This window comes from Pseudomonas sp. GX19020 (genome assembly GCF_023371075.1).
GTDB lineage: Bacteria > Pseudomonadota > Alphaproteobacteria > Rhodobacterales > Rhodobacteraceae > Pseudogemmobacter.
On the sequence record NZ_JAMCCR010000013.1, the window covers coordinates 116,593 to 139,497 of the forward strand.

Annotated in this window: 25 protein-coding genes; 16 read left to right on the forward strand and 9 right to left on the reverse strand. The window is 63.5% G+C overall.

Going from position 1 to position 22,905, the window contains the following annotated elements; genetic code table 11:
- The first annotated feature begins 3 nt into the window (after window positions 1–3).
- The 5 genes from M3484_RS17900 to M3484_RS17920 are packed head-to-tail and all read left to right on the forward strand — an operon-like array spanning window position 4 to window position 6,215.
- Window positions 4–1,404 (forward strand): amidase, encoded by a 1,401-nt coding sequence (locus M3484_RS17900; RefSeq protein WP_249498612.1) that lies wholly within the window; start codon window positions 4–6, stop codon window positions 1,402–1,404.
- Entirely contained in the window at window positions 1,401–2,918 is a 1,518-nt protein-coding gene (locus M3484_RS17905) for an ABC transporter ATP-binding protein (protein ID WP_249498613.1), read from the forward strand. The genes M3484_RS17900 and M3484_RS17905 overlap by 4 nt, the downstream gene beginning before the upstream one ends.
- Complete coding sequence (locus M3484_RS17910) at window positions 2,908–3,957, forward strand: ABC transporter permease (protein ID WP_249498614.1); 1,050 nt, start codon at window positions 2,908–2,910, stop codon at window positions 3,955–3,957. Before M3484_RS17905 ends, M3484_RS17910 begins: the two co-directional genes overlap by 11 nt.
- Window positions 3,954–4,898, forward strand: a complete 945-nt coding sequence (locus M3484_RS17915; protein WP_249498615.1) for an ABC transporter permease — start codon at window positions 3,954–3,956, stop codon at window positions 4,896–4,898. Before M3484_RS17910 ends, M3484_RS17915 begins: the two co-directional genes overlap by 4 nt.
- 9 nt (window positions 4,899–4,907) lie before the next feature.
- On the forward strand, window positions 4,908–6,215 hold the full coding sequence (locus M3484_RS17920) for an amidohydrolase family protein (RefSeq protein ID WP_249498616.1): 1,308 nt from the start codon (window positions 4,908–4,910) through the stop codon (window positions 6,213–6,215).
- A 175-nt stretch (window positions 6,216–6,390) separates the two neighbouring features.
- On the opposite strand, the gene M3484_RS17925 is transcribed toward M3484_RS17920, so the two are convergent.
- On the reverse strand, window positions 6,391–6,705 hold the full coding sequence (locus M3484_RS17925) for a hypothetical protein (RefSeq protein ID WP_249498617.1): 315 nt from the start codon (window positions 6,703–6,705) through the stop codon (window positions 6,391–6,393).
- Between the two features lie 154 nt (window positions 6,706–6,859).
- Here M3484_RS17925 and M3484_RS17930 point away from each other — a divergent pair, with 154 nt between their 5' ends.
- From M3484_RS17930 to M3484_RS17960, 7 genes are all read left to right on the forward strand, one after another.
- The gene (locus M3484_RS17930; protein WP_249498618.1) at window positions 6,860–7,090 is read left to right on the forward strand and encodes a hypothetical protein; all 231 of its coding nucleotides are present in this window, start codon (window positions 6,860–6,862) and stop codon (window positions 7,088–7,090) included.
- Window positions 7,062–7,538, forward strand: coding sequence for an aldose epimerase family protein (locus M3484_RS17935; RefSeq protein ID WP_249498619.1), 477 nt, complete (start codon window positions 7,062–7,064; stop codon window positions 7,536–7,538). The genes M3484_RS17930 and M3484_RS17935 overlap by 29 nt, the downstream gene beginning before the upstream one ends.
- 124 nt (window positions 7,539–7,662) lie before the next feature.
- Window positions 7,663–7,863: a hypothetical protein gene (locus tag M3484_RS17940; RefSeq protein ID WP_249498620.1), complete on the forward strand. Its 201-nt coding sequence runs from the start codon at window positions 7,663–7,665 to the stop codon at window positions 7,861–7,863.
- 81 nt (window positions 7,864–7,944) lie between these two features.
- Window positions 7,945–8,163: a beta/alpha barrel domain-containing protein gene (locus M3484_RS17945; RefSeq protein WP_249498621.1), complete on the forward strand. Its 219-nt coding sequence runs from the start codon at window positions 7,945–7,947 to the stop codon at window positions 8,161–8,163.
- A 431-nt stretch (window positions 8,164–8,594) separates the two neighbouring features.
- Window positions 8,595–9,299, forward strand: a complete 705-nt coding sequence (locus M3484_RS17950; protein WP_092902564.1) for a LuxR family transcriptional regulator — start codon at window positions 8,595–8,597, stop codon at window positions 9,297–9,299.
- Window positions 9,300–9,470: 171 nt separating this feature from the next.
- Entirely contained in the window at window positions 9,471–10,220 is a 750-nt protein-coding gene (locus M3484_RS17955; RefSeq protein ID WP_092903083.1) for an acyl-homoserine-lactone synthase, read from the forward strand.
- Window positions 10,221–10,352: 132 nt separating this feature from the next.
- Window positions 10,353–10,700: a hypothetical protein gene (locus M3484_RS17960; RefSeq protein WP_092902562.1), complete on the forward strand. Its 348-nt coding sequence runs from the start codon at window positions 10,353–10,355 to the stop codon at window positions 10,698–10,700.
- Window positions 10,701–10,789: 89 nt separating this feature from the next.
- Here M3484_RS17960 and M3484_RS17965 read toward each other — a convergent pair whose 3' ends face one another.
- Window positions 10,790–11,398: a sugar transferase gene (locus M3484_RS17965; protein WP_249498622.1), complete on the reverse strand. Its 609-nt coding sequence runs from the start codon at window positions 11,396–11,398 to the stop codon at window positions 10,790–10,792.
- Window positions 11,399–11,782: 384 nt separating this feature from the next.
- Here M3484_RS17965 and M3484_RS17970 point away from each other — a divergent pair, with 384 nt between their 5' ends.
- Window positions 11,783–13,180 (forward strand): FAD/NAD(P)-binding protein, encoded by a 1,398-nt coding sequence (locus M3484_RS17970; protein ID WP_249498623.1) that lies wholly within the window; start codon window positions 11,783–11,785, stop codon window positions 13,178–13,180.
- A 27-nt stretch (window positions 13,181–13,207) separates the two neighbouring features.
- Here M3484_RS17970 and cysW read toward each other — a convergent pair whose 3' ends face one another.
- The 4 genes from cysW to M3484_RS17990 are packed head-to-tail and all read right to left on the reverse strand — an operon-like array spanning window position 13,208 to window position 17,025.
- Window positions 13,208–14,074, reverse strand: a complete 867-nt coding sequence (gene cysW, locus M3484_RS17975) for a sulfate ABC transporter permease subunit CysW (protein ID WP_249498624.1) — start codon at window positions 14,072–14,074, stop codon at window positions 13,208–13,210.
- On the reverse strand, window positions 14,071–14,919 hold the full coding sequence (gene cysT / locus M3484_RS17980; RefSeq protein ID WP_092902556.1) for a sulfate ABC transporter permease subunit CysT: 849 nt from the start codon (window positions 14,917–14,919) through the stop codon (window positions 14,071–14,073). Before cysT ends, cysW begins: the two co-directional genes overlap by 4 nt.
- A gap of 7 nt (window positions 14,920–14,926) precedes the next feature.
- Complete coding sequence (locus M3484_RS17985; protein ID WP_092902554.1) at window positions 14,927–15,916, reverse strand: sulfate ABC transporter substrate-binding protein; 990 nt, start codon at window positions 15,914–15,916, stop codon at window positions 14,927–14,929.
- The gene (locus M3484_RS17990) at window positions 15,913–17,025 is read right to left on the reverse strand and encodes a sulfate/molybdate ABC transporter ATP-binding protein (protein ID WP_249498625.1); all 1,113 of its coding nucleotides are present in this window, start codon (window positions 17,023–17,025) and stop codon (window positions 15,913–15,915) included. The genes M3484_RS17985 and M3484_RS17990 overlap by 4 nt, the downstream gene beginning before the upstream one ends.
- 498 nt (window positions 17,026–17,523) lie before the next feature.
- Here M3484_RS17990 and M3484_RS17995 point away from each other — a divergent pair, with 498 nt between their 5' ends.
- On the forward strand, window positions 17,524–17,841 hold the full coding sequence (locus M3484_RS17995) for a hypothetical protein (protein ID WP_092902550.1): 318 nt from the start codon (window positions 17,524–17,526) through the stop codon (window positions 17,839–17,841).
- Here the strand turns inward: M3484_RS17995 and M3484_RS18000 are convergent, their stop codons facing one another.
- Window positions 17,842–18,750, reverse strand: coding sequence for a hydrogen peroxide-inducible genes activator (locus M3484_RS18000; RefSeq protein ID WP_249498626.1), 909 nt, complete (start codon window positions 18,748–18,750; stop codon window positions 17,842–17,844). It lies immediately after the preceding gene.
- A 288-nt stretch (window positions 18,751–19,038) separates the two neighbouring features.
- Between M3484_RS18000 and M3484_RS18005 the strand changes: the two genes are divergently transcribed.
- Both M3484_RS18005 and M3484_RS18010 read left to right on the forward strand, forming a co-directional pair.
- On the forward strand, window positions 19,039–19,707 hold the full coding sequence (locus M3484_RS18005) for an RNA polymerase sigma factor (protein WP_249498627.1): 669 nt from the start codon (window positions 19,039–19,041) through the stop codon (window positions 19,705–19,707).
- A complete protein-coding gene (locus M3484_RS18010) occupies window positions 19,704–20,705 on the forward strand; it encodes a hypothetical protein (RefSeq protein ID WP_249498628.1) in 1,002 nt (333 codons plus the stop codon). Before M3484_RS18005 ends, M3484_RS18010 begins: the two co-directional genes overlap by 4 nt.
- A gap of 83 nt (window positions 20,706–20,788) precedes the next feature.
- On the opposite strand, the gene M3484_RS18015 is transcribed toward M3484_RS18010, so the two are convergent.
- Together M3484_RS18015 and M3484_RS18020 are read right to left on the reverse strand one after the other, a co-directional pair.
- Window positions 20,789–21,148, reverse strand: coding sequence for a hypothetical protein (locus tag M3484_RS18015; protein WP_092902544.1), 360 nt, complete (start codon window positions 21,146–21,148; stop codon window positions 20,789–20,791).
- 121 nt (window positions 21,149–21,269) lie between these two features.
- A complete protein-coding gene (locus M3484_RS18020; RefSeq protein WP_249498629.1) occupies window positions 21,270–21,950 on the reverse strand; it encodes an ATP-binding protein in 681 nt (226 codons plus the stop codon).
- Window positions 21,951–22,905 lie beyond the last annotated feature (955 nt).

The following is a 22,905-nucleotide window of genomic DNA, read 5'->3' on the forward strand; positions in this document are numbered from 1 at the left end:
CGGATGGGATCAGATGCGATAGCTTTGGCCTCGGCGATCCGCCGGGGTCATCTGACGGCGGCGGAGGCGATGGAAGCCTCTTTCGCGCGCGCAGAGGCATGCGCGGATCTCGGCGCGCTGGCGCATCTGAACAAGCTGCGCGGGCGGGCGCTGGCGAGCGAGTTTGACGCGCTTCCCGGCAATGCGCCGCAGCGCTATGCGGCCTTTGGCGGTGTGCCGCTGGTGGTCAAGGATCTCGGCGCGCCTTTTCCGGGCTTTCCGGTCTGTGCCGGATCGGCGATATTTTCGCGGGGTGGCCCGGGCGAGCACAGCGAGCTGGCCGCAAGGTTCCGGGCGGCGGGGCTTTGCCCTTTCGCCCTGACAACTGTGCCGGAATTCGGCCTTTCGCTGGCGTCGGAGCCTGCGGTCGGGCCTGTGGCGAAGAACCCGCTCGACCCGGGCCTGTCGCCCGGAGGATCTTCGGGCGGGGCTGCAGCGGCGGTTACAGCGGGGATCGCGGCGATTGCCCATGCGACTGATGCAGGCGGCTCGATCCGGGTGCCCGCCGCGGCCTGCGGACTTGTCGGGCTGAAACCGGGGCGTGGGTCGGTGCCGGGAGGGCCGGGTTTCGGCAATCATCTGGGCGGTATCGCAAGCGAGCTGGCGATCTGCCGTTCGGTCCGCGATGCAGAGGCGATCTTTGCCGCCGCGACCATCGGCGGCGCCCATGGGCCTTTCGCCGGCCCCTTGCTGGAAGAGGCGAAATCAGGCCCGCTGACCATCGGCCTTGTCACCGATATGGGCCCGGACTGGCCCCTCGATGAGGCGAGGGCAGAGGCGGTCGAAGCGGCGGCGCGGGTTCTGGCCCGCAACGGTCACCGCATCCGCCCGCTGGAGGGCGAGACGGTGATGGACCTTGCCGTCCGCAGCGGGCGTATCTTTGCGGATATCGTCTCGATCAATCTCGCAGAACTCTCGTCGCGGCTGGATTTCAGCCAGGCCGAACAGATGACCCGGGCGGTGGTGGCGCGGGGGCTTGCAATGACGGCAAGCGCGCTCTGGGCGAGCCTCAACGAGATGGTCTATGTCGCGCGCGACCTGTGGCGGATCTTTGACGGGGTGGACCTGCTGCTGACGCCGATGCTGTCCGGGCCGCCGCTGCCCATCGGATCCTTTTCGACCGATCATTCTGACACCGATCTGCATTTCGACCGGATGGCGCGTTTCGCGCCGCTGGCCAGCCTTGCGAATATCTCTGGCGCGCCCGCGATCACAATGCCCTTTGGCGCCGATGCGGCCGGCCTGCCGCTGCCTGTACAGCTGATAGCACCGATGGGGCAGGAGCGGCTGCTTATATCCATCGCTGCCCGGCTTGAGGTCGAAGAGCGCTGGACCCATCCCTTTGCCGTAGCGGGGCTGACATGAGTGAAACCGTTCTCGACATTTCCCAGGTCAGCAAAAGGTTCGGCACGACACTGGCGAATGACAATATTTCTCTTAGCCTTGAGCGCGGTGAGATCATCGCGCTTCTGGGCGAGAATGGCGCGGGCAAGACCACACTGATGTCGATGCTCTTTGGCCATTACACCCCAGATTCCGGGCATATTTCGGTGATGGGACGAGTGCTGCCGCCGGGGCGGCCCAGGGCTGCGATCCGCGCCGGCATCGGCATGGTGCATCAGCATTTCTCGCTGGCCCCAAACCTTTCCGTGCTGGAAAATGTGATGACCGGCACCGAGAACCTCTGGCGCCCCTGGTCGGACAGGGCAAAGGGCCGGGCCCGGCTGATGGAGATCTCCGCGCGTTTCGGGCTGAAGGTCAACCCCGATGCGCGGCTTGGCGATCTGTCGGTGGGCGAGCAGCAGCGGGTCGAGATTCTCAAGGCGCTTTACAATGATGCGAAGATCCTGGTGCTGGATGAGCCGACCGCGGTTCTGACCAATGTCGAGGCCGAGCATATGTTTGCAAACCTCAAGGATATGGCGCGGCAGGGGCTTTCGATCATCTTCATCTCGCATAAGCTTGACGAGGTGATGGCGACGGCTGACCGGATCGTGGTTCTGCGCGGCGGGCGTGTGGTGGCCGGGCGCCGTGCGGTCGAAACCTCGAAGGCGGAACTTGCCGGGCTGATGGTCGGGCGTGAGGTGAAGCGGCCTCTGCGCGAGGCGGCCGATCCGGGCGCAGTGGTTCTGGAGGCAAAAGCCGTCTCCCTGCTTGAGGGCGGCGTCGAGCGGCTGAAATCGGTCGATTTCCATCTGCGCGCGGGCGAGGTGCTGGGGATCATCGGGGTCTCGGGCAATGGCCAGGCGGCACTGGCGCGGCTGATCGGCGGGCTTGCGCGGCGCAGTGCCGGTGAGATCACGCTGTTTGGTCAGCCGGTCGGCGATCTCTCGGTGCGCGATGTGGTCGGGGCCGGGATCGGCCGCATTCCCGAAGACCGAAATCATGATGGCGTCATCGGCGAAATGGCGATCTGGGAAAATGCGGTGCTGGAAAGGCTGCCGGAATTCACCCGGCGCGGCCTTGTGGACCGCAAGGCGGGGATGGATTTTGCCCGCCGGATCATCGAGGGCTTTGACGTGCGCGGGGGCACAGCTGCAAGCCGGATCCGCCTCCTGTCGGGGGGCAATGTGCAAAAGCTGATCCTCGGGCGGAACCTGATCGAACACCCCAAAATCCTGATCGCCGCGCAACCGGCACGGGGCCTTGACGAGGGCGCGGTCGCAGCGGTGCATGAGCGCATCCTTGCCGCGCGCAAAGCGGGGGCGGCGGTGCTTTTGATTTCGGAAGATCTTGATGAGGTCATGGCGCTTGCCGACCGTATTCAGGCGATTACCGGCGGCCGCCTGTCGCCGCCGGTCCGCCCCGAGGGGATCACGGCGCGGCAACTGGGGCTGATGATGGCCGGCGAATGGGGAGCGGCAGAACATGCGGTTTGAACGGCGCGAACAAATCCCGCCGGCGCTGGCGGTGCTGACGCCCCTGATCGCAGTGGCGATCTCGCTGGCGCTTGCGGGCGGGCTGATTGCGCTTGCCGGTGCGCCGGTTCTGACCGCGTTTGGCAAGATCATCACCGGGGCATTCGGCTCGAAACTGGCGGTGACAGAGACGCTGGCGCGCACGGCGCCGCTGATCCTGACCGGGCTTGCCGCTGCCGTCGCCTTTCGCGCCCGGCTGTGGAACATCGGGGCAGAGGGGCAGCTTTACCTCGGTGCGATTGCCGTGGCCGCTGCCAGTGCGCATCTGTTTGGCGGGTTGCCGGGCTTTGTGCAGATCCCGCTTCTGTTCATAACCGGCGCGCTGGCGGGCATGATCCTCCTGCTGATCCCGCTCTGGCTCCGGCTGCGGTTCCAGGTGGATGAGGTGGTGACGACGCTGCTTCTGAACTTCGTCGCGGTGCTGTTTGTCTCGATGCTGATCGACACGGTGCTGAAAGACCCGCTTGCCTTTGGCTGGCCGCAATCGGTGCCGGTCGCACCTGAGGCTGAACTGCCCCGGATCATCCCGCGCTCGCGTCTCCATATCGGGCTTCTCGTGGCGGTGGTGCTGGCCTTTATTGTGCATTTCCTCCAGTCGCGCACGGCCTTCGGGCTGCAATCCAGGGCGGCGGGGCTGAACCCCTCGGGCGCAGCTTTCGCGGGTGTGCCGCTGGGGCGGACGCTGGTGCTGGTCGCGATGCTGTCTGGGGGGCTTGCCGGGCTTGCCGGTGCAGTTGAGGTGATGGGCATCACCTCTTATGTCACGACCGAACTGTCGCCGGGCTATGGCTATTCCGGCATCGTCGTCGCGATGCTTGCAGGGCTGAACCCGCTGGGCGTGGTGCTGGCGGCTTTGTTCACCGCCGTGATGTTTGTCGGCGCCGATGCGATGAGCCGCTCGCTCGCGGTGCCGTCTTACATCGCGGATGTGACGGTGGCGCTGTCTTTGCTGACCATGCTGGTTGCGATTTTCTTCACCCAATACAGGATCCGCAGATGAGCGATATTATCGATATCCTCGCCTCGGCGGGGCTTTGGGCGGCGGTTCTCAGGATCGCCACGCCGCTGATTTTCGCGACGCTCGGTGCGCTGCTATGCGAACGGGCCGGCGTGCTGAATCTTGGCATCGAAGGGATCATGACCTTTGGTGCAATGATCGGCTGGTTTGCCGTCTGGAATGGTGCCGATCTCTGGACGGGGCTGTTCGTCGCGGCTTTGTCGGGGATGGTGTTCGGGGCGCTGCATGCCGGGCTGACGGTGACGCTGGGGCTGTCGCAGCATGTCTCGGGCCTTGGCGTCACACTCTTCGCCTCATCCTTCAGCTATTACCTCTTTCGCCTGCTGGTTCCGGTCGAGGGCACGCCGCCAAAGATCATCCCGTTCCAGCCGCTGCATGTTCCGGTTCTGTCTGATCTGCCCTTCTTCGGCCAGGCGGTCTTTACCCAGACCGCGCCGACCTGGCTCGCGATTGCCCTGGCGCTTGCCCTGGCCTTCACCCTTTTCCGCACGCCGCTCGGCCTTGCGATCCGCATGACCGGCGAGAACCCGCATGCCGCCGAGGCTCAGGGCATAAACCCGATGGTGATCCGCTACGGCGCGGTGATCGCCGGATCGGCACTGATGGCGATGGGCGGCGCGTTCCTCACACTTTCCGCCTTTGACAGTTTCATCCCGACCATGGTTCAGGGCCGTGGCTGGATCTGCATCGCGCTGGTGGTCTTTGCCTCCTGGCGGCCAGGGAGGGCCCTGGCGGGCGCGCTCCTATTCGCGTTTTTCGACGCCTTCCAGCTGCGGCTGCAAACCGTTATGGGCGGCGCGCTGCCCTATCAGCTTTTCCTGATGGTCCCCTTCGTGCTGTCGATCCTCGCGCTTGCGGTGATGGCGCGTCGTGCGCGGGTGCCACAGGCATTGATGCAACCCTATCGGCGCGGCGAGCGTTAAGGAGTGACCATGTTCGACACCATCATCCGGGGCGCCAATCTGCCCGACGGCCGCGGCGGCTATGATATCGGCATCCGCAACGGCAAGATCGCGGCGGTGGAAAAGCAGCTGCCCGCCGGGGCCGGGGAGGCGTCGGGAGAAGTGATCGACGCCGCCGGCCGTCTGGTCACGCCCGCCTTTTGCGACCCGCATTTCCATATGGATGCGACGCTGTCGCTGGGACTGCCACGGATGAATGCCTCCGGCACGCTTCTTGAAGGGATCGCGCTCTGGGGCGAGCTCCGGCCGACGCTGACCCGCGAGGCGCTGGTCGAACGTGCGCTGCGCTATTGCGATCTGGCGGTTTCCCAGGGGCTTTTGCACATCCGCACCCATGTTGACACCTCTGACCCCCGCCTGGTGACCGCCGAGGCGATGCTTGAGGTGCAGGATCGGGTGAAGGATTACATCGATCTTCAGCTCGTGGCCTTCCCGCAGGACGGCTATTACCGCGTTCCCGAAGGGGTGAAAGCGCTGGAGCGCGCGCTGGATATGGGCGTGGGCATCGTGGGCGGCATCCCGCATTTCGAACGCACGATGGAGGAAGGGCGGCTCTCGCTCGAGGCCCAGTTCCGTATCGCGGCTGATCGCGGGCTGCCGGTCGATGTGCATTGCGACGAGACCGATGATCCCCTTTCGCGCCATGTCGAAACCATGGCCGCCCTGACCATCCGCTTTGGGTTGCAGGGCAGGGTGAATGGCTCGCATCTGACCTCAATGCATTCAATGGACAATTACTACGTCTCGAAACTGATCCCGCTGATCGCCGAGGCGCAGATGACCGCGACGCCGAACCCGCTGATCAATATCATGCTCCAGGGCCGGCATGACAGCTATCCGAAACGGCGCGGCATGACGCGGGTGCGCGAGTTAATGGCGGCAGGCGTCAATGTCTCGCTGGGCCAGGATTGCTGCATGGATCCCTGGTATTCGATGGGCTCGGGTGACATGCTCGAGGTCGCGCATATGGCGGTGCATGTCGGCCAGATGGGCGGGATTGCCGAGAAGCATCAGATCTTTGACGCGGTCACGGTCAATTCGGCGAAAACGATGGGGCTTGACGGCTACGGGCTGGCCCCCGGATGCAAGGCCAATCTCGTGATCCTTCAGGCGGCGGATGTAACCGAAGCGATCCGGCTGAAACCGACCCGGCTTTATGTGCTGCGCGAGGGTCGCGTGATCAGCCGCACCGCGCCGCGCCTGCCGTCATTGTCGCTGCCCGGTCGCCCGGCGCAGATCGATCCGGGTCTTGATTACCTGCCGCCCGGCAAGGGCTGAAACGTTCCGGCGACGCCGCCGGCCAGCACACTTTCGCGCAGATGCAGCGCGAGTGGCGACAGCGGGCGGCGTCTGAGCTCAGGCAGATAACAGCGCAAGACGCGGATATCACTGGCGGTTGGCAGCACAAGGAAACCGGAATTGAGCGGCGGGTGGATCAACAGTTCCGCCGACCTCATCCGACAAAGGCGCGATGGCATCGCTTTGCGCCAGACAGGCCAGCGTCAGCAGTGTCGAGGGGCTGTTCACCCCATTCACGGGCTCTGACAGGCCAAAAGCGGCGCAGCGCGTGGGAAAGTTGATGCCCGCGCCGCACCTTCAACACCACTTTCTCATCCTGCAAGGGCTGGATGTCGCAATCGCGGCTGTCACATTCCGGAAGAATCCATGCCAGCACGAAACCCGTCTCGCCTGCGGCCAGATGGATCGGGCGATCACGGGAAGGCAGCGCATCCAAGGTGATGTTGGCCCTGGGCGGGATCTCTTTCACCTCACCCAGGGCCGCATCCAGATAGCGCAAAGCCGACCCCGTCACCGCCTCGACCCGGATCGACGCGCCAAGCCCACCGCGTAGGTCATCAGCGACTGCCCTGGCTGGTCCACCCCGGTGTGAGAGACCTGGCTGAGCCGGGAGTGGTCCTGAATTGAGTTCGGAGATTTTCGACCACCTTCCCGATGGCCGTCCGGTCAAAGCGGCGCAGCTGCGCGGGGCAAAGCTCTCGGCGACGCTCCTGACCATGGGGGCGACAGTGCAGGATCTGCAGATGGAGCGCGTCGCACATCTTCTGGGGCCGGGCTTCCCGACACTGGCCCTTTATCCTGGCGAAAGGCTTTGCGTCGGCGCCTTTGTCTGGCGGAGCGCGGTTCACGCCTGACGGGTATGAGATCCGGGTTGACGCCAATAAAGGCGGCTATTTCCTGCATGGTGGCAATGACGGCATTCACCACCATATACGGGATATCGATGACCCGAATGCGGAAAATGTGGTAGTCCCTCTGGATCTCGTCGAAGGGCCTACGGGCTTCCCGGGACGGCGCTCGATCCGCGCCGAAATCCCGGTCGCGGACGATGCGCTGAGCTTTGATCCTGAGGCCCGAAGTGATGCGGCGCGTCCAGCAAGCCGCGATCACCGGTTTAGTGTGGCGGCGGATCACTGGCTGGCGGTCAATGCCGCCCCGATCCCGATCGGTGAGATTACGCCTGTCGATGGCACCGAATTTGATACGCGCGCGCCCGGCCTGCAGATCTGTGACGGGCAGCACCTCACCGGGATCCTCGGGCTGGCCGGCGGAGTTACGCCAGCTATGCCGGGCATTCCCTGAAGACCCAGGGCTGGCAGGCGCGGATCTCGTGGCGACCGCAGCGGGGCAGGGGAGCCTTGCCGTGCTTGGCGCCAATTTAGCTCTGACCCATGAAACGGCGCTGGTGCCCTGACCGGGTACGGTCGTGCCGGTGATTTCCGATGACATGGTCACCATCCGCAATGGCTGGGCTGAGACGCGCTATCTGCCGCTGGATGCGGCGGCACTTGCCCCTGCCCTGGTGGAACACCGCGCGCAAGGCGGTCGTCATTTCCATTTCGTGACTGGTGCGGTATCGGGCCCGGCGGGGCGATTTCCCCGGTGGGATGAGCGACGAAGTGACTGAGGTGACCGGCCAGATCGCAGCAAGCGGTGGTGACGGCGTCTATCTCCTGCGCGGCACACAAGACGAACGGGCGCGGGCTTTATGAAAGCGCGAAACGCGGATCTGATGATGGAATTTGTTGCGGCGTTCAGGGACTGTTCGCTGGTGGCTATCCTGTGCGGCATCCGCCCGGAAGAGGCGCTGGCTCATGTCGATGAGGTGGCCGAGGCTGGCTTAACCCTGATCGAGGCGTTGAGCGCAGCTTTCGAAACCCGCGCGATCATCGGCAGCCGACACCGTTCCTACCGCCACACATGTTGAGGCTGTGGCAAAATCCGGCGGCAGGCTGGGACAGCGCAAAATCCCGCCCCTGGCATGGAAGCTGCGACCCCAGTGGCAAATCTGGTCTAGGGGCCCGGCGTTGCCACCCCGTTTTGCCCCGGGCGTGAGTGGTTCTGGCCCAGGATCGGGGCTGTATCGCCCGGGGCAAAGCGTGGCCTTGACCGACAGGCAGGTGCGCGACTATATCGCCGCATTGCTAGGCTGATCAGATTCGGGTGCTCCTTTGCTCACTTTGATCGAGACTTGAGTCATCAGACATGTTTCAGGGACTATGACCGGTCAACCGGACGGCTCTGCCACAATTTGGAAACATTAAACGTAAGTGCCGCTTTTAGGCTTGCGTTAACAGGTTTGAGGGCGCAACCCTTCAACTTGTACGACTGTCTTACTCTGAACCGGGAAAAGGGATCATGACGGAGCTCATCGACCTGAGCGAGGTTGCCGGCCAGGCCGGTAAATTCGACTGCTTCCTTGAACAGGTGCGGGATCGCTTTGGATTCGATCATGTAGCCTATCTGGGGTCAAACCCGGTTGCCGGCACAATGCATGGCTATGTCACCTATCCTGAAGAGTGGAAACGCCATTATACTCAACAGGCCTATCACCTGATTGACCCGACCCTGCGAATCGCGCAGCGCAGCATCGCGCCGATCGACTGGGCGCGCATCGAACAAAGCGAGAATTTTCGCGTTGTTTTCTGTGCCGCACGGGAATTCGGGATCTCTGACCGCGGTGTGACGATCCCGGTGCGCGGGCCTTTCGGTGATACCGGGATGCTCAGCGTGACGCGCGACACCGACGATCATGAATGGCATTCGATGATCGCCGAGCATATCGGCGATCTGCAATCGATCGCCGTTCACATGCATGACGCCGTGATGAATTCCGATGCGTTTTCCAATGTCCTGCGCCGCACGCCGCTGTCTTCGCGTGAGGTGGAGATCTTGCAATGGACCGCTGCCGGCAAGACCCAGCAGGACATCGCAGACATTCTGAATATTTCGCATCGTACCGTCGAAGTGCATCTGCGCTCGGCGCGCGAAAAGCTTTTTTCGCTGACCACAGCCCAGGCCATCGCCAGGGCCATTGCCCAACATCTGATCTATCCGATCTGATACAGCACGGGGCACGACCTCATTGACCGCCAGGGCAGGAGCCCGTGGCGGAGCATGCCGTTTTTCCGGCGTGAAAAGGCAGAAAAAATCTTCATAAATACGGGATTCCCCGAGTATCGGGCGGCACAACCAGTGGTTAACGTCTGAGGACATGTGACAATGGGGGTTGCCATGATCATCGTAATCGACGCCGTAAACAAACATCTGTTTGAAGATGTTCTTGACGATATGTACCGGCTGCGCGCCCGGGTTTTCAGTGACCGTCTGGGTTGGGACGTGAGCATCGAGCAAGGCCGCGAAATCGATCGCTTTGATCATCTCGACCCGCTCTACCTGGTTGGACTGGATACCGAAGGCGAGGTCATCTCCTGCGTCCGCCTGCTTCAGACGACCGGCCCGCATATGCTGTCGGATGTGTTCAGCGAAATCCTCGATGGCGAGGCACCGCTGCGGTCGTCCAGGATCTGGGAATCGACCCGCTTCTGTGTTGATACGGCCCGGCTGTCGCGGGACGGGGCGGATACCACGGTGTCACGCGCCACATGCGAACTGATGGTCGCCACGCTTGAAACCTGCCGGAATGCAGGTATCTCGGACATCATCACGGTGATCGATCCGGTGATGAACCGGGTGCTCAAGCGCTCGGATAATGCGCCTTATGACTATGTCGGCACGGTCAAGCCGATGGGCAAGGTTTCGGCTCTGGCCGCCCTGCTCGATTGCACGGATGAACGGATCGACCGGGTTCGCAATTTCGCGGCTCTGCATGAAAATGTGGTGCTGAGTGATGCGGCGGCACTGGAGCTCAGGCCAGTGACTGCCCAACACGGGCTGAAAAACAGAGAGGTGACAGTGCTCCCCGGTCAAACCGGCTCTGCTGCCTTCAGCCCGGTGATCGGCCTGGGTCACGTTCCAGGATGATCGGCGACGGTCACCGCCGGGATCCCTGTCCCGGTGGTGACCGTAACCTTTTCTGCACCTTGTGCAGGTGAATGCAATCAACCCCCCCGTCGACTGCGCGATGGGGCACGGACGGAATCAGGAGGTCAGGCGATGGCTGTAATCGCAATAGTGGCCGGTGGCGTTATCGGGTTGATAAATGGGCTGATTGGCCTTGTTACAGGGCTGGGTTTGGGTGCGGCACTGCTGGTCTGGATCGTCGCGGGCAGTTTGTCTGCGCTGCTGATCTTCCGTCAGTTCCTGACCGGGACGGCAGGCAATCGATCCGACCGGCAAATGGATGCGGTCTATGACGATCTGCTGTCACTTGGCGAAGACGAGATCCGCCGCGCGTCACTGGCGGCAACAGATGCGTCCAGCATGTCACGACTTGTCAGGATCTATGCCGAGCGTGACGCACAGATTGCTTCCGCGCGAGAATATCGGCGGGTCAATCGCTGAACCAGACAGGCTGGCCGTATGAGCGGCCGGCCGGTGCATCCGGTGCTGTCCCTCTGGAAGCCTGCCTCGCTGGAAATCAGCGAAAGCGCTCAGCCCCGGCGCCGAAAGATCCTTGCGGCCGATTGCAGAACCAGCCTGCCATCGGTGCAGGCGCCGGCACAGCGAACATAGGCCAGCGAAAGGGCCATCCGCTCACTTTCGCTCAGACTTTGTCCTGCGGGATGAAATGCATCCGGAGTGACAATCCCGGGACGTACCGCTAACAGCCGGTTATCGGGTTTCTCCCGCCGGTCCGTGGCCGCGACCGCAACCGCACGCGGACCGATAAAGGACATGTCCCCCCACAGCACATTCAGCACCTGTGGCAGAAGATTGAGCCCGGTTGACAGCAGAACCGCGCCAAGCGGAGTCAGATGTCCCGCATCAGCTGCATTGGCGTGCAACAGATCCGCCGCCGAAAGGTCGCCCCGGATCACGCGAAAGCGGTATTGCCGGAAGACGCGCCCGTTCATGCCGAGACAGCTCAGCCGCATCAGGGCAGGGCCGCCGGATCCGACTCGGATCGCAACGGCGATCATCAGCATCATCGGCAGGGTGATAGGTAAAGTGATCAAAGCAAGTGCGAAGTCGCACAGGCGTTTCAGCCCCTTGCGGTGCTGAATTTTTGCTACCCCGAAAGGGGTTTCGCTCAAGGACATGAATGATACTCGCGCGGTTACTCAGTGAATTTTATTTCAGACAATAGGGGATGACTAATTCCACATCCAAAGAATTGCAATTTATATGACACTCTGCACTGGAAACAGTTTTTTCCTAGCAGACGCGTTTTTGGAAAATTGCATTCAGATTTTGGGATCTGCGCCTGCCCGGGCTGCTTTCTGCGCAGGCGCGAGCAGCGGCAGAGGGTTTCCACTCTGCTCCATCCGGAGAGGCGATAAGATTTCTGTTTGCAAGTAGCATCTTGGAACAATATTCTGCGTTTGGCTGGTATTCTGGACCAGAATTGGTTCTGGATGGTTGCCGTTGGACCATAACACGGGGCCGGCCAGTTGATCATGATGCCAGCACAAGACGGACCAGAGATGAGCCATACCCCTGTGACCCGAGCCGAGCCCTTCGCGCGCGAGGAAGGCTGGCGTGATGTTCTGGTGATCGGCGGCGGCGCGAGCGGTGTGCTTTTTGCCGCAAATCTGTTGCGCCAGAACACCGATCTCAGGGTCACTGTGGTCGAGGGCCGGCATCTTCTGGGCTGTGGAATCGCTTACTCGACCAGTGATCCCGACCATCTGCTGAACACGCGCGTCCATAATATGAGCGCCTTTCCGGATGAGCCGGATCACTTTCTGCACTGGCTCGAGAACAATGCACCGGGCCGTCATGACAGCGAAAGCTTTGTCGGACGCGCCACCTATGGCAGCTATCTGTCCTGCCTGCTGGCGCCCTGGACGGCGTCGGGGCGGCTGGTCTGTATCAAGGCCGATTGTCTCGGGATCAGCGAGCGCGGGGGCGGTGTGAAGGCCGAGCTGGATGACGGGCGGCAGCTGAAGGGCGCCTATGCGGTGCTTGCGACCGGGCATGTCGTGCCCAGGGACGACCCGTCAGGGCTGATCTCGGGTGCCTGGTCGATCAATACGCCGCCAGGTGACGGGGCTCAGGTTCTGATCATCGGCACCGGGCTTTCGATGGTGGATCAGGTGCTTTCGCTGGAACGCGCCGGGCATCAGGGGCAGATCATCGCGATCTCGCGGCGCGGGCTTTTGCCGCGGTCCCACGGGCCGGGGGCGGCGCTGAAGATCGCAGCCGAAACAGTGCCTCTGGGGGCGCCGGTCAGCCGGTTGCTGGCCTGGCTGCGCGGCCTGGTGGCCGATGCGGTGGCCGAAGGTGGCACCTGGCGGTCGGCGGTCGACGGGATCCGGCCTTATGTCAGCCTGATCTGGCAGAATATGGATCTGGACCAGCGCCGGCGTTTCCTGCGCCATGGCGCCACCTGGTGGGAGGTGCATCGTCACCGCATCCCGCCAGCCTCTGCCGCGCGGCTTGAGGCCGCGATGCAAGCGGGGCGGCTGAAGATTGAGCGTGCCGCCTTTATACGGGCCGAACCGGCGGCGGGTGATTCGCAGGACGAGGTGGTGACAGCCGTGATCCAGCCGCGCGGTGCGGCAGGCCCGGCGCGACTGGAGGTCGGGCGGATCATTGACTGTCGTGGCATCCGCAATGACCCGGAAAAGAACGCCTCGCCATTGATGGCAGGGCTTCTGGCGGATGGGGCGGCGCGGGTCGATCCTTTGCGCATCGGGTTTGAGGTCTCGCCCGAGGCGCGGCTGATCGGGCGGGATGGCGCGGCCTCTGACCGGCTTTTCGCCCTTGGTCCGGTCTCGCGCGCGATGTTCTGGGAGATCACTGCGATCCCCGACATTCGCGTTCAGGCCGGCCAGATGGCGCGCTATATCGCGGCAAAGGAAAGCACTGTCACGCGCTGAGGCCCGAGGGCCTCAGCAAAGGTCCGGTCAGCCGCGCCGGTTGTGGGAATCGAGGAAGGTCTTGGCGATCAGTGCGATGATCGCGATCATCGTCAGGGTCGAGGCGGCCGCAAAGGCTGCCACAGAGGTGTTCATCTCGTTGTACAGAAGCTCGATCTGCAAAGGCAGTGTATTGGTCTGCCCGGCCACCCGGCCCGAAACGACCGAGACACCGCCGAATTCGCCCACCGCGCGCGCGGCACAGAGCACCGCGCCGTAAAGCAGCGCCCAGCGGATCCCCGGCAATGTGACATAGCGAAAGACCTGCCAGCCCCTGGCGCCAAGCGTCACGGCGGCTTCCTCTTGTTCAGAGCCTTTCGCCAGCATCAGAGGCAGAACCTCGCGCGCCACAAAGGGGGCGGTAACGAAGAGGGTGACCAGCACGATCCCCGGCAGGGCAAAGAGCACGGTAATATCATGTTCGCGCAGGAAGGGGCCAAGGAACCCCTGGCGACCATAAAGCAGCAGATAGCAGATGCCCGCAATGATCGGCGAGATCGAGAAGGGGATCTCGACAATGGTCATCAGCAGTCCGCGCCCCGGAAAGCGGAAACGTGCAATCGCCCAGGCAACCGCGATGCCGAAAGCAACATTGACCGGCACCACGATCACCGTGACGATCACCGTCAACCAGATCGCATGCAACGTGTCGGGCGTGGTGATCGCGGCCCAGTATCCTCCGACCCCGGCCGCGAAAGCGCGCCAGAAGATATAGACGAGGGGCGCGGCGATCAGGAAGGCGGTGCTGACCAGCGCCAGCGCGATCAGCAGCCGCGCGGTCCGGCGTTCGCCCGCATTGGCGGCACGGCGGCCTGCTTCGATCTGCTCATGGGCGCTCATCGGGGTCACAGTCATTTGCCGCCCTCGCGGTAGCGCGCGGCGCGGATCTGGAACAGGTTCGAGATCAGCAGCAGCAAAAGCGCGAAGACCAGCAGGATCAGCGCAATCACCGAGGCGCCGCGATAATCATATTCCTGCAGCCGGATAAAGGCGAGAAGTGAGGCGATCTCGGTCTTGCCGGGCAGATTGCCCGCGATAAAGACCACCGCCCCGAATTCCCCCATGGATCGCGCCATCGACACCGTGCAGCCCCCAAGCCAGGCCGGGAGGATCGCGGGCAGGATCACCTTTGAAAAGGTCTGCCAGGGTGTGGCGCCCAGGGTCTTTGCCGCCTCTTCCAGCGCAGGGTCGAGGTCTTCCAGCACCGGCTGCACCGCGCGCACCACGAAAGGCACCGAGGTGAAGGTCATCGCGATGATGATCCCCGGAAGCGCATAGACGACCTGTATCCCCATCGCCTCCAGCGGGCCCCCAAACCAGCCGGTCGAGGCGAAAAGCGAGGTCAGCGCAAGGCCCGCCACGGCGGTGGGCAATGCGAAGGGAATATCCATCATCGCATCAAGGAAAGCGCGGCCACGAAATTCGTAACGCGTCAGCACCCAGGCCATCAGGAGCCCGTAAAATGCGTTGATCACCGTCGCAATCGCCGCCGCCATCACCGTGACCCGCAACGCGTCGAGCGTTCGTGCCGAGGTGAGGATACGGACGAATCTGTCCCAGCCGATCCCGGCACCCGAAATCACCAGGGCGATGATCGGGATCAGGATGATCACGCTGACATATAGAAGCGTGGTGCCGAGGCTCAGTGCGAACCCCGGCAGAACACGCTTTGGCCTGATGCGGACAGAAGCGACGGTCATTTACAGATCAGTTCTCGAAAACCTGGTCGAGAATGCCGCCCTCGTCGAAATGCTTGGCCTTGATATCGGCCCATCCGCCCAGCACGTCGACGGTCAGCAGTTTGACTTCGGGGAACTGTGCCGCAACCTCGGCCGCCACGTCCTTATCGGTGACGCGGAAGTTCTGCGCTGCCAGAACGCGCTGCGCTTCGGGGGTGTAGAGCCAGTTCAGATAGGCGGTTGCAACCTCGACCGTGCCGTTCTTTTCAGCGTTTTCCTTGACCAGGGCGACCGGGAAAGCCGCGAAGAGGCTGGTGCCGGGGGTCACACGCTCCAGGCCCGGATACTGGGCCACGATGCCGGCGGTTTCGGCCTCAAATGTGATCAGCACATCGCCGATATTGCGCTCGGCAAAGGTCTGGCTTGAAGCGCGCGCACCGGTATCGAAGACCGGAACGTTGGACAGAAGCTTCTTCACGAAGTCATTGGCTTTGGCCTCATCGCCGCCATTGGCTTCCAGCGCGAAAGCATAGGCCGCGAGATAGGTGTAGCGGGCATTGCCCGAAGTGCGCGGATTGGCGAAGACCGGCTGCACATCATCGCGGACCAGATCGCTCCAGTCCTTGATGCCTTTCGGATTGCCTTCGCGCACCACGAAAGCGGGCAGCGAATAATAGGGCGAGGCACCATTCGGGAAGGCGTTGCGCCAGTCGGCATCGACCAGACCGCCATCGACCAGCACGTCGATATCGGTCTCCTGGTTGAAGGTCACCACATCGGCGTTCAGACCTTCAAGGATCGCGCGGGCCTGGGCAGACGATCCGCCATGGCTCTGATCGACGGTGACATCGCGGCCGGTGGTTTCCTTCCAGGTCTTGGCAAAGACCGGGTTCAGCGCCTCGAACAGCTCGCGGCCGATATCATAGCTGACATTGAGGATCTTGTCCTGGGCCAGCGCCGGAGCAGCTGCCAGAACCACAACAGCTGCAGCGGTGCGCAGTGAAGAGATCAGGCTCATTTCTGTTTCTCCTTCAGGGGAATTTCTTTGATTTCAGAGGATTGCCCTGCCTGGCCGCGCTGGCCGGGAGGCGTTTCGGTAAAAATGGTGCCGGTCTCGACCCGCAGCGTGACGCTTTGCCCCGCCAAGAGGCCCGGTGCCGTGCGGCGCAGGATCTCGACCGCGATCTCCTGGCCTTCAGGCCCGGTCAGCACCGGGCGCAGCACGGCACCGGTCGAGGTCACCTGTTTCACACGCCACAGCCCGGCAGGGTCGGGCACCGGCGTCAGATCGGCGGGGCGCACGAACAGCGTGGCAGCTCCGTCGGGCAAAGCGCGGCGTTCAAGCCGGGCAGCGTCGATCCCGGGTGCCGTCGCGCGGCCCGCAGCAATCCGCACCGGCAATTCGATAGTTGCGCCCATGAACCGCGCCACGAAAGGCGAGGCGGGATGGTCATGGATCTGGTCGGCGGTACCGATCTGTTCGATCCGGCCTTCGCCCATGATCACCACCCGGTCGGCAAGCTCGAACGCCTCGTCCTGGTCATGGGTGACGAAAATCGTCGTGGTCCCAGATGCATCATGCACAGACCGCAGCCAGGACCGCAGATCGCGGCGCACGGCGGCATCCAGCGCGCCGAAGGGCTCATCGAGCAAGAGGACGCGGGGGTCGATGGCCAGCGCCCGGCCAAGTGCGACACGCTGGCGTTGCCCGCCCGAGAGCTGGCCGGGAAGCCGGTCCGCCAGATGCGGGATCTGCAAAAATTGCAGAAGTTCCGAGACTTTGCGCGCAATCACCGCCTTGCCGGGGCGTTCGGCCCTGGGCCGGACCGTCATCCCGAAGGCAATATTGTCGCGCACCGACATATGCGGGAACAATGCGTAATGCTGAAAGACGAAACCGATGCGGCGGTCGCGGGCGGCGATCGACAGCCAGTCGGTCCCATCGACCTCAAGCCGGCCGGAATCGGGCCAGTCGAGACCCGCGATGATGCGCAACAGCGTGGTCTTGCCCGAGCCCGACGGGCCGAGCAGGGCGATCAGCTCTTTATCCTCGACCGCGATGTCGATGCCTTTCAGCACCTCATTGCGGCCAAAGCTTTTGCGCAGCTGGGCGATTTCAATGGCCATTGCCGACTCCGGTTTCAGCACCCCTGATTGCACCGGGCCGCGCCACTAAGCAAGGAACGCCAGGGCCGGAAACCTGCAAAGGAAGAGAATGGTTTTCTCCGGCAAAGGCGAGTCTGGGGGAGGGAAGCACCGGTTTGTTCCCATTTCGCCAATATTGCCCCGACCGCAGCCCGCCGGGCCGCGATGGTGTTCTTTTATGCAAGGGCGGGGCGGGGAAGGGCATCATACTCGACCATTATTGTCGTTATTTTATAGCGGCTGCGGCAGGCTGGCACAAGATCAGAGTTCAGCGGAAAACCACGCTTTGCTTCCGCAATCCGGCGATGTGAGAGAATTTCAGTCTCCCCACGCCTGGCCAGCTGCCTTGACCAAAGGGGCTTTGGGATGTTAGCGAGGCCCCGGACGACGCGCCGATTTGAAGCTCAGATTGCGGGCGCGAAAAAAATGCAGCTAAAGCGGAGGCGCCTCTGGCCCTTCGGTAACCTGAAGGAGAGGCCCATGGCCAGAACCGCCACTGCGTGCGATTTCGCGATCCCTGTCGATTCGATCAACAGCCTGCGCGCGAGTTTCCCCGGCATCTCACTGATTTTCGAGATCGACCTCGCCGTCGAGGATTGCTGGGACGGGCTGGAACATCTCGCCGGTGAATTCCGCCGGGCGGGGGCGCGGCTGCGGCTCTTGCGCGCCACGCAAAGCGGGGTGATTTCCTGTACTGTGGTCGATGGCGGCAGCGATCTGAGCCAGCTTGCGCAAAGCTTTGCATCGGCGCGGGGGGTCTCGGTCTCGGGCTGGACGACCCGGATCCAATACGACTGATCAGCCGCTGTGCCAGGGGCTGAGGCTTTCGCGAAAACGCGCGGCGATGGCGGTGTAGCTTTGTCTGCGCGGCGCATCGCGGCGCCAGACCATGGTGATATTGCGGGTCAGCACCGCCTCGGCCAGCGGGCGCGCCACCACCAGCTGTTCGCGCAGCACCTCGGACCGGATATAAAGCGCGGGCAGCAGCGAAATCCCCATTCCCGCCGCAACCATCTGGCGCAAAGTGTCCAGCGTGGTGCCCTCGTAATCGCGGGCCAGCCGCGCCCCGGTCCAGGCGCACAGTCGCGTCGCGGCCCGTCTGAGCGCCGGGCCGCCATCGAACCCCAGCACCGTCTCGCCCGCCAGCTCGGCAGGTGCGATCTCGCTTTGTCCGGCGAGGCGGTGGTCTGCCGGCATCACTGCCAGCAAGGGTTCGGTGATCAGCGGCGCCTGTTCCACATCCTCGCGCCGCAGCTCCTCGCCCAGCAGGATCACGTCAAACGTTCCCTCAAGCAGCTGACGGATCAGGGTTTCCGTTCGCTCCTCGCGCACATTGACCCGCATTTCGGGCCAGGCGGCGCGCAGATCGGGCATCGCGACCGAAAGTACATAGGCCCCGACCGTCTGCACCACCCCGATCCGGAGCGAGGCCTGGGGCGCATCGGGATCCCCTCTGCGTGCGACCTCGCGGATATCCTCGATACTGTCGATCACTTCGCGCGCGCGCCGCGCCACATCGCGGCCGACGGGCGTCAGGCTGACCCTGGCGCGGCTGCGCTCGACCAGCTGCGCGCCAAGGCGCTCCTCCAGCGCCCGCAGCTGCATCGACAGCGTTGGTTGTGCCACATTGCACAGCTCGGCCGCGCGGCTGAAATTCAGCTGGTCCGCGACGGCGACAAGATATCTGAGCTGTTGGAGCGTGGGCATTGCCCAATTCTAGGCGCGGGCGGGGCGGCTGGCAATCAGACAGGCGGGCCAAACCATTCTGACGGATTTGTGACATGCCTTAACCAGGATGCTGCAGGCGACAGGCGTCTTTGCTGTGACGGCAGGAAATTCACCTGCCGGGGCTGCAACTATGTCGCGGAGCGGCCAATGAGCATGGCGCTTTCCTTTACGGCAAGCACAGGGCCGCGGGGAACCCCGCCGGCTCCCGGTTGCGTTTGGCCGAAAAATAGTGCTGTTCTCGCGATGTATACGGTTGCGAAGCGTAGAATGATGCGTCACGGCGAGAGGTCTTTGCCCCAAAGCGAGGCCGCAAGCGACAGGGCCGTTCAGGTCCAGGCTGGCGAAACAGGGGTCGGCGAGAGCCGGGCCGGGACACATGCTGCCGGTCTGGCTGTACAGGTGCCGGGATACGCCCCGATCTCAGACACCGATCCTCTGGTCGAAAAGGCGCGCGCCGGTGATGCCGGTGCTTTCGAACTGCTGTTGTCGCGCCATTACACCTTTATCTTCCGCGTTGCCTGCCGCTGGACCGGCAATCGCGCCGATGCCGAAGATGTGACGCAGACCGTCTGCATGCGGCTTGGCACGACGATCCGCAGCTTTGACGGCCGCGCCTCCTTCCAGGGCTGGCTTTACCGGGTGACGCTCAATGCGGTGCGCGACCAGCAGCGTGCCAGCGCAAGGCGGGGCCGTCTGGTGGCGGCGGCATCGCTTCTGACCGATGATTTCAGCAAAGGCGATCAGGAGGACGCGCTGCATGTCGCCGATATCTGGCGAGCAGTGCGGGCCTTGCCCGAAAAACAACGCGATGCGATCCTGCTGGTGCATGGCGAGGGCCTTGCCCAGGCAGAAGCCGCCCGCATTATGGGCTGCAAAGAGGTGACGGTGTCCTGGCATATCCACCAGGCCCGCAAAGCGCTGAGGGGAGTGTTGTGACCAGTCGCCGCGACCCCCTTGATACTGCGCCGGCCGATCCGCTGGACCGTCTGGCGGATCTGGCCTTGCCTGATCCCGACCCGGCGCTGATGCGGGCGGATATCGCCCGCGCTCGCGAGCGCTTTGTTGCCGCCGGCCTCTCGCCTGCCGCGCCGGAGCCGTCACGGATCGCGCGCTGGCTTTCGCCCCGGCGGCTCGGGATAGCGGGGTCTGCGGCGACGGCCAGTGTGATGGGGGCCTTTCTTCTGCTGCCCCAGGGACAGCTGCCATTGGGGCAGATGCCGGATGGATCAGACCGCAAAACTGTGGCAACCGAGGGCGTGGCGCCGGCCGACGCGCATTCCGTGGCTGAAACCGATATGGCGCAGGAGGCTCAGCCCGCGCCCGCGCCACCATCGGCTGCGTCCAGATCCGCGGCTGCCGCGCCGCGGGATGTGACGATCCCCGCAACGCCGCTGCCTGAGCCGGATTTCCCGCCCCTTGCCGCTGCGCCGCCCGCAGGCGGAGGCGCTGGTTCGGCCGGGCCGGCTTACGAAACTGCAGCGGAAGCGATTGCCAGTGCCGCGCCGGCGGGGCCTTCTAAAACCCTGCCGCGTCTTGGGGCGAAACCGCGCCATAAGCCAGGTGATGCGTCGCTGGTGGATCTGGCGCTTCCACCGGAAGAAGAGGATTTCTCCGGTTCGCTCAGCTTTTCACTGTCCGGAGATCAGGACGGGCTTTACCTCGACCGCGAGGAAGGCCGGCTTGCGATTCCGATCTGGGAAACGGCGCCGGGCATGACGATCCAGATGACCGATGTCTATCTCTTGCCTGCACGGCGCGGCTTTCCGCAGATTCTGATGATGAAGGGGCAGCTGGGCGATCAGGAACCCTGGCAGATCTTCCGGGTCAGCGAGGATGCCGTGACCTTTGACAAGGTGATCACCGATCTGGTCAAACCGGCGCGCAGTCCCGGTCAGGTCGAGGCAATCCTGAACCGCCTGCCACCACCTGACTGAGCACAGGCCCCATCAAAAGAGGCCTGAGAGCCCGAGACTTCGGACCAGACAGGGCCGGGGCTCCACTTGGATGGATCTTCGCGTCAGTGAAAGAGGGTGCGGGTTCTGGCCGACCTGGTCACTTTTGCAGAGCCCGGCAGCGAGACGCCGCTGCGGCGCAGAAGCGGAAAACGCGGCTTGCGCGGCGGCGCCTGGTTGCGGATCGTTTTGTTGAGACGCTCTTCCAGCAGCGCCTGAAGATCGGCTTCAATGGCACTGGTAAAATCGGGCTTGGCTTCTGGTGACTGAACCGAGCCGGCCAGGCCGCTCAGGAGGGCGAAGCAAAGATTGCCGGAGATCACATAGGCCATCATCACCGCGACAATGCCCCCATCCAGGAACCAGACCAGTACCGATGCTGCCAGAGCAGCAAGTCCGCTGAGGATAACCACGAGTGCGACCATGACACGTCTCTTCTTTGAAGGCGCGGCGTTGCAGCATTCTGCCACAACTCAACCAAAGGTAGTTGGAACGGCAAATCGGGCAAAATCGCGGCAAAGTCCGGGTTAATTCGTGCAAGGCGGATTAACTCTTCCCGAAAGCGGCACGATGAAATCCCGCTCCCTCGCAGACGGGGCGCGCGAAACGGGAGTTGTGTCGGGGCCAGGCGATCAATGTGGGCAGGGTGATTTCGTGTTGCAGCCCACCACCCCTGCGGGTGCGGATGGCAAGTGCACCGCCGAAATGCGCCAGGACCTCGCGCGCGATGGCAAGCCCCGGCCCGGAGCCTCGCTGCACTTTCTGCCGCCCCGGATCGACGCGGAAGAGGGCTTCGATCCCGCCGGCCATCAGCGATTCGGATATGCCTGACCCGCGATTCTGGAAGCTGACCGCCACCATCCCGCTCCCGGGCCCGAGACTTGCAGTGCCGCCGCCATGGGGCACGGCATTGATCATCCGGTCACGCCGCACCCGTTTTATCGCCTGCAGCCTGACTGTGACCGCGACCATTCCCACCAGAACCATCTTCTGGCCGAACCCGCCCATTTCCAGGGCGATATCCTCCGGCATCCGGCCCAGCCGCAGCGGTTCCGTCAGATCGCCGCCGCCCTCTTCGCGCAGCAGCCGGATGGCGCTGTCAGCAATCTGATCCGGCCCTGCCAGATCGGCCAGCCAGCGGGCGCGGTCGTCCTCATCCCGGCTGGCGCGCGCGCCAGCCGGGATGAGAGCTGGTTGAACGACCGAATGGATCGCCGAACGCGCCATTTCAAAATGCGAACAGGCTGCCCGGTTGCAAGCTGCCGTCGCGACGTTGCGGGCAAAGCTGCGCGAGGGTTACCTTACCCGGATGATCATAGCCAAGACAGCGCCAAAAGATGCAAGCGGCGGGCCGCATGGTTCGAGGGCGACGCCTGGCTTCGCCCCGGAAGCTGGCCCCGACCGGGCACTCCGCGACCTGAGTGGTCCTCGCCCGTTCCGTTATCTGGTCCTAGCTGTTTTCCTCGGGGGCAGTCTCTCAGTCGCAATTTCTTCCCCGAAAGGACCGGCACCAGGCGCCGTCTGACTGCTCTTGCCAGGGCCGCCGCCATTAACCTCGCAATACGGCCGGTTTTCGCGTGGAACCGCGCCAGCGCTGGCCGCCCGAGGGGGGGCCGGGCGGTCCGAAATCCTCACAAATGACACCCCGAAACCGCGCTGCGGCGGGGCAATATGGCGGCCACGCGGTCGCAAACCACACCTGGTGCAGGCCGACATCCAGATCCTGCGCGTCATCGCGGTGATCGGGCTTTATCCTCGCTTTTGAACTGACCCGATCAGATCATGCCCCGTCGAAGCGAGCCCACCCCGAAGCAGGATGACGAAACGTCTTGATTCAGTCGCCGGACTGACCGCGCCTGACACTGATTGGAATCACCTTCGGCAATCTGGCGGCCTATCCCGAAGCGCGCCGGAGCCGGTGGTGGCGCTGAGCCGCACACCGGGGCGCATCACGCCCCGGAAATGCCGACAGTTCTGGCGGGCAATGGCGGGGCTGTGCAGTTTCCTGTGCCGGAACGCCGTGAAGCCACGAATATTATTCTTCCGCTCTTTGCAGCCGATCCTGCCCACGGGGCCATGATGGGACAGTGACAATCTGCTGCAAATGCGGGCAATCAGAAAACAACTGCTCTGTTTCCGCGTGTCCCGCAATTACCAGCAGGAGACACGCGCAGAGACCCAG

Bases quoted from the DNA above. Each gene is read 5' to 3' on its own strand.
- M3484_RS17900 (WP_249498612.1), top strand. From the start codon at position 4: ATGGGATCAGATGCGATAGCTTTGGCCTCGGCGATCCGCCGGGGTCAT.
- M3484_RS17905 (WP_249498613.1), top strand. From the start codon at position 1,401: ATGAGTGAAACCGTTCTCGACATTTCCCAGGTCAGCAAAAGGTTCGGC.
- M3484_RS17910 (WP_249498614.1), top strand. From the start codon at position 2,908: ATGCGGTTTGAACGGCGCGAACAAATCCCGCCGGCGCTGGCGGTGCTG.
- M3484_RS17915 (WP_249498615.1), top strand. From the start codon at position 3,954: ATGAGCGATATTATCGATATCCTCGCCTCGGCGGGGCTTTGGGCGGCG.
- M3484_RS17920 (WP_249498616.1), top strand. From the start codon at position 4,908: ATGTTCGACACCATCATCCGGGGCGCCAATCTGCCCGACGGCCGCGGC.
- M3484_RS17945 (WP_249498621.1), top strand. From the start codon at position 7,945: ATGAAAGCGCGAAACGCGGATCTGATGATGGAATTTGTTGCGGCGTTC.
- M3484_RS17950 (WP_092902564.1), top strand. From the start codon at position 8,595: ATGACGGAGCTCATCGACCTGAGCGAGGTTGCCGGCCAGGCCGGTAAA.
- M3484_RS17955 (WP_092903083.1), top strand. From the start codon at position 9,471: ATGATCATCGTAATCGACGCCGTAAACAAACATCTGTTTGAAGATGTT.
- M3484_RS17960 (WP_092902562.1), top strand. From the start codon at position 10,353: ATGGCTGTAATCGCAATAGTGGCCGGTGGCGTTATCGGGTTGATAAAT.
- M3484_RS17965 (WP_249498622.1), bottom strand. From the start codon at position 11,398: ATGTCCTTGAGCGAAACCCCTTTCGGGGTAGCAAAAATTCAGCACCGC.
- M3484_RS17970 (WP_249498623.1), top strand. From the start codon at position 11,783: ATGAGCCATACCCCTGTGACCCGAGCCGAGCCCTTCGCGCGCGAGGAA.
- cysW (WP_249498624.1), bottom strand. From the start codon at position 14,074: ATGACTGTGACCCCGATGAGCGCCCATGAGCAGATCGAAGCAGGCCGC.
- cysT (WP_092902556.1), bottom strand. From the start codon at position 14,919: ATGACCGTCGCTTCTGTCCGCATCAGGCCAAAGCGTGTTCTGCCGGGG.
- M3484_RS17985 (WP_092902554.1), bottom strand. From the start codon at position 15,916: ATGAGCCTGATCTCTTCACTGCGCACCGCTGCAGCTGTTGTGGTTCTG.
- M3484_RS17990 (WP_249498625.1), bottom strand. From the start codon at position 17,025: ATGGCCATTGAAATCGCCCAGCTGCGCAAAAGCTTTGGCCGCAATGAG.
- M3484_RS17995 (WP_092902550.1), top strand. From the start codon at position 17,524: ATGGCCAGAACCGCCACTGCGTGCGATTTCGCGATCCCTGTCGATTCG.
- M3484_RS18000 (WP_249498626.1), bottom strand. From the start codon at position 18,750: ATGCCCACGCTCCAACAGCTCAGATATCTTGTCGCCGTCGCGGACCAG.
- M3484_RS18005 (WP_249498627.1), top strand. From the start codon at position 19,039: ATGATGCGTCACGGCGAGAGGTCTTTGCCCCAAAGCGAGGCCGCAAGC.
- M3484_RS18015 (WP_092902544.1), bottom strand. From the start codon at position 21,148: ATGGTCGCACTCGTGGTTATCCTCAGCGGACTTGCTGCTCTGGCAGCA.
- M3484_RS18020 (WP_249498629.1), bottom strand. From the start codon at position 21,950: ATGGCGCGTTCGGCGATCCATTCGGTCGTTCAACCAGCTCTCATCCCG.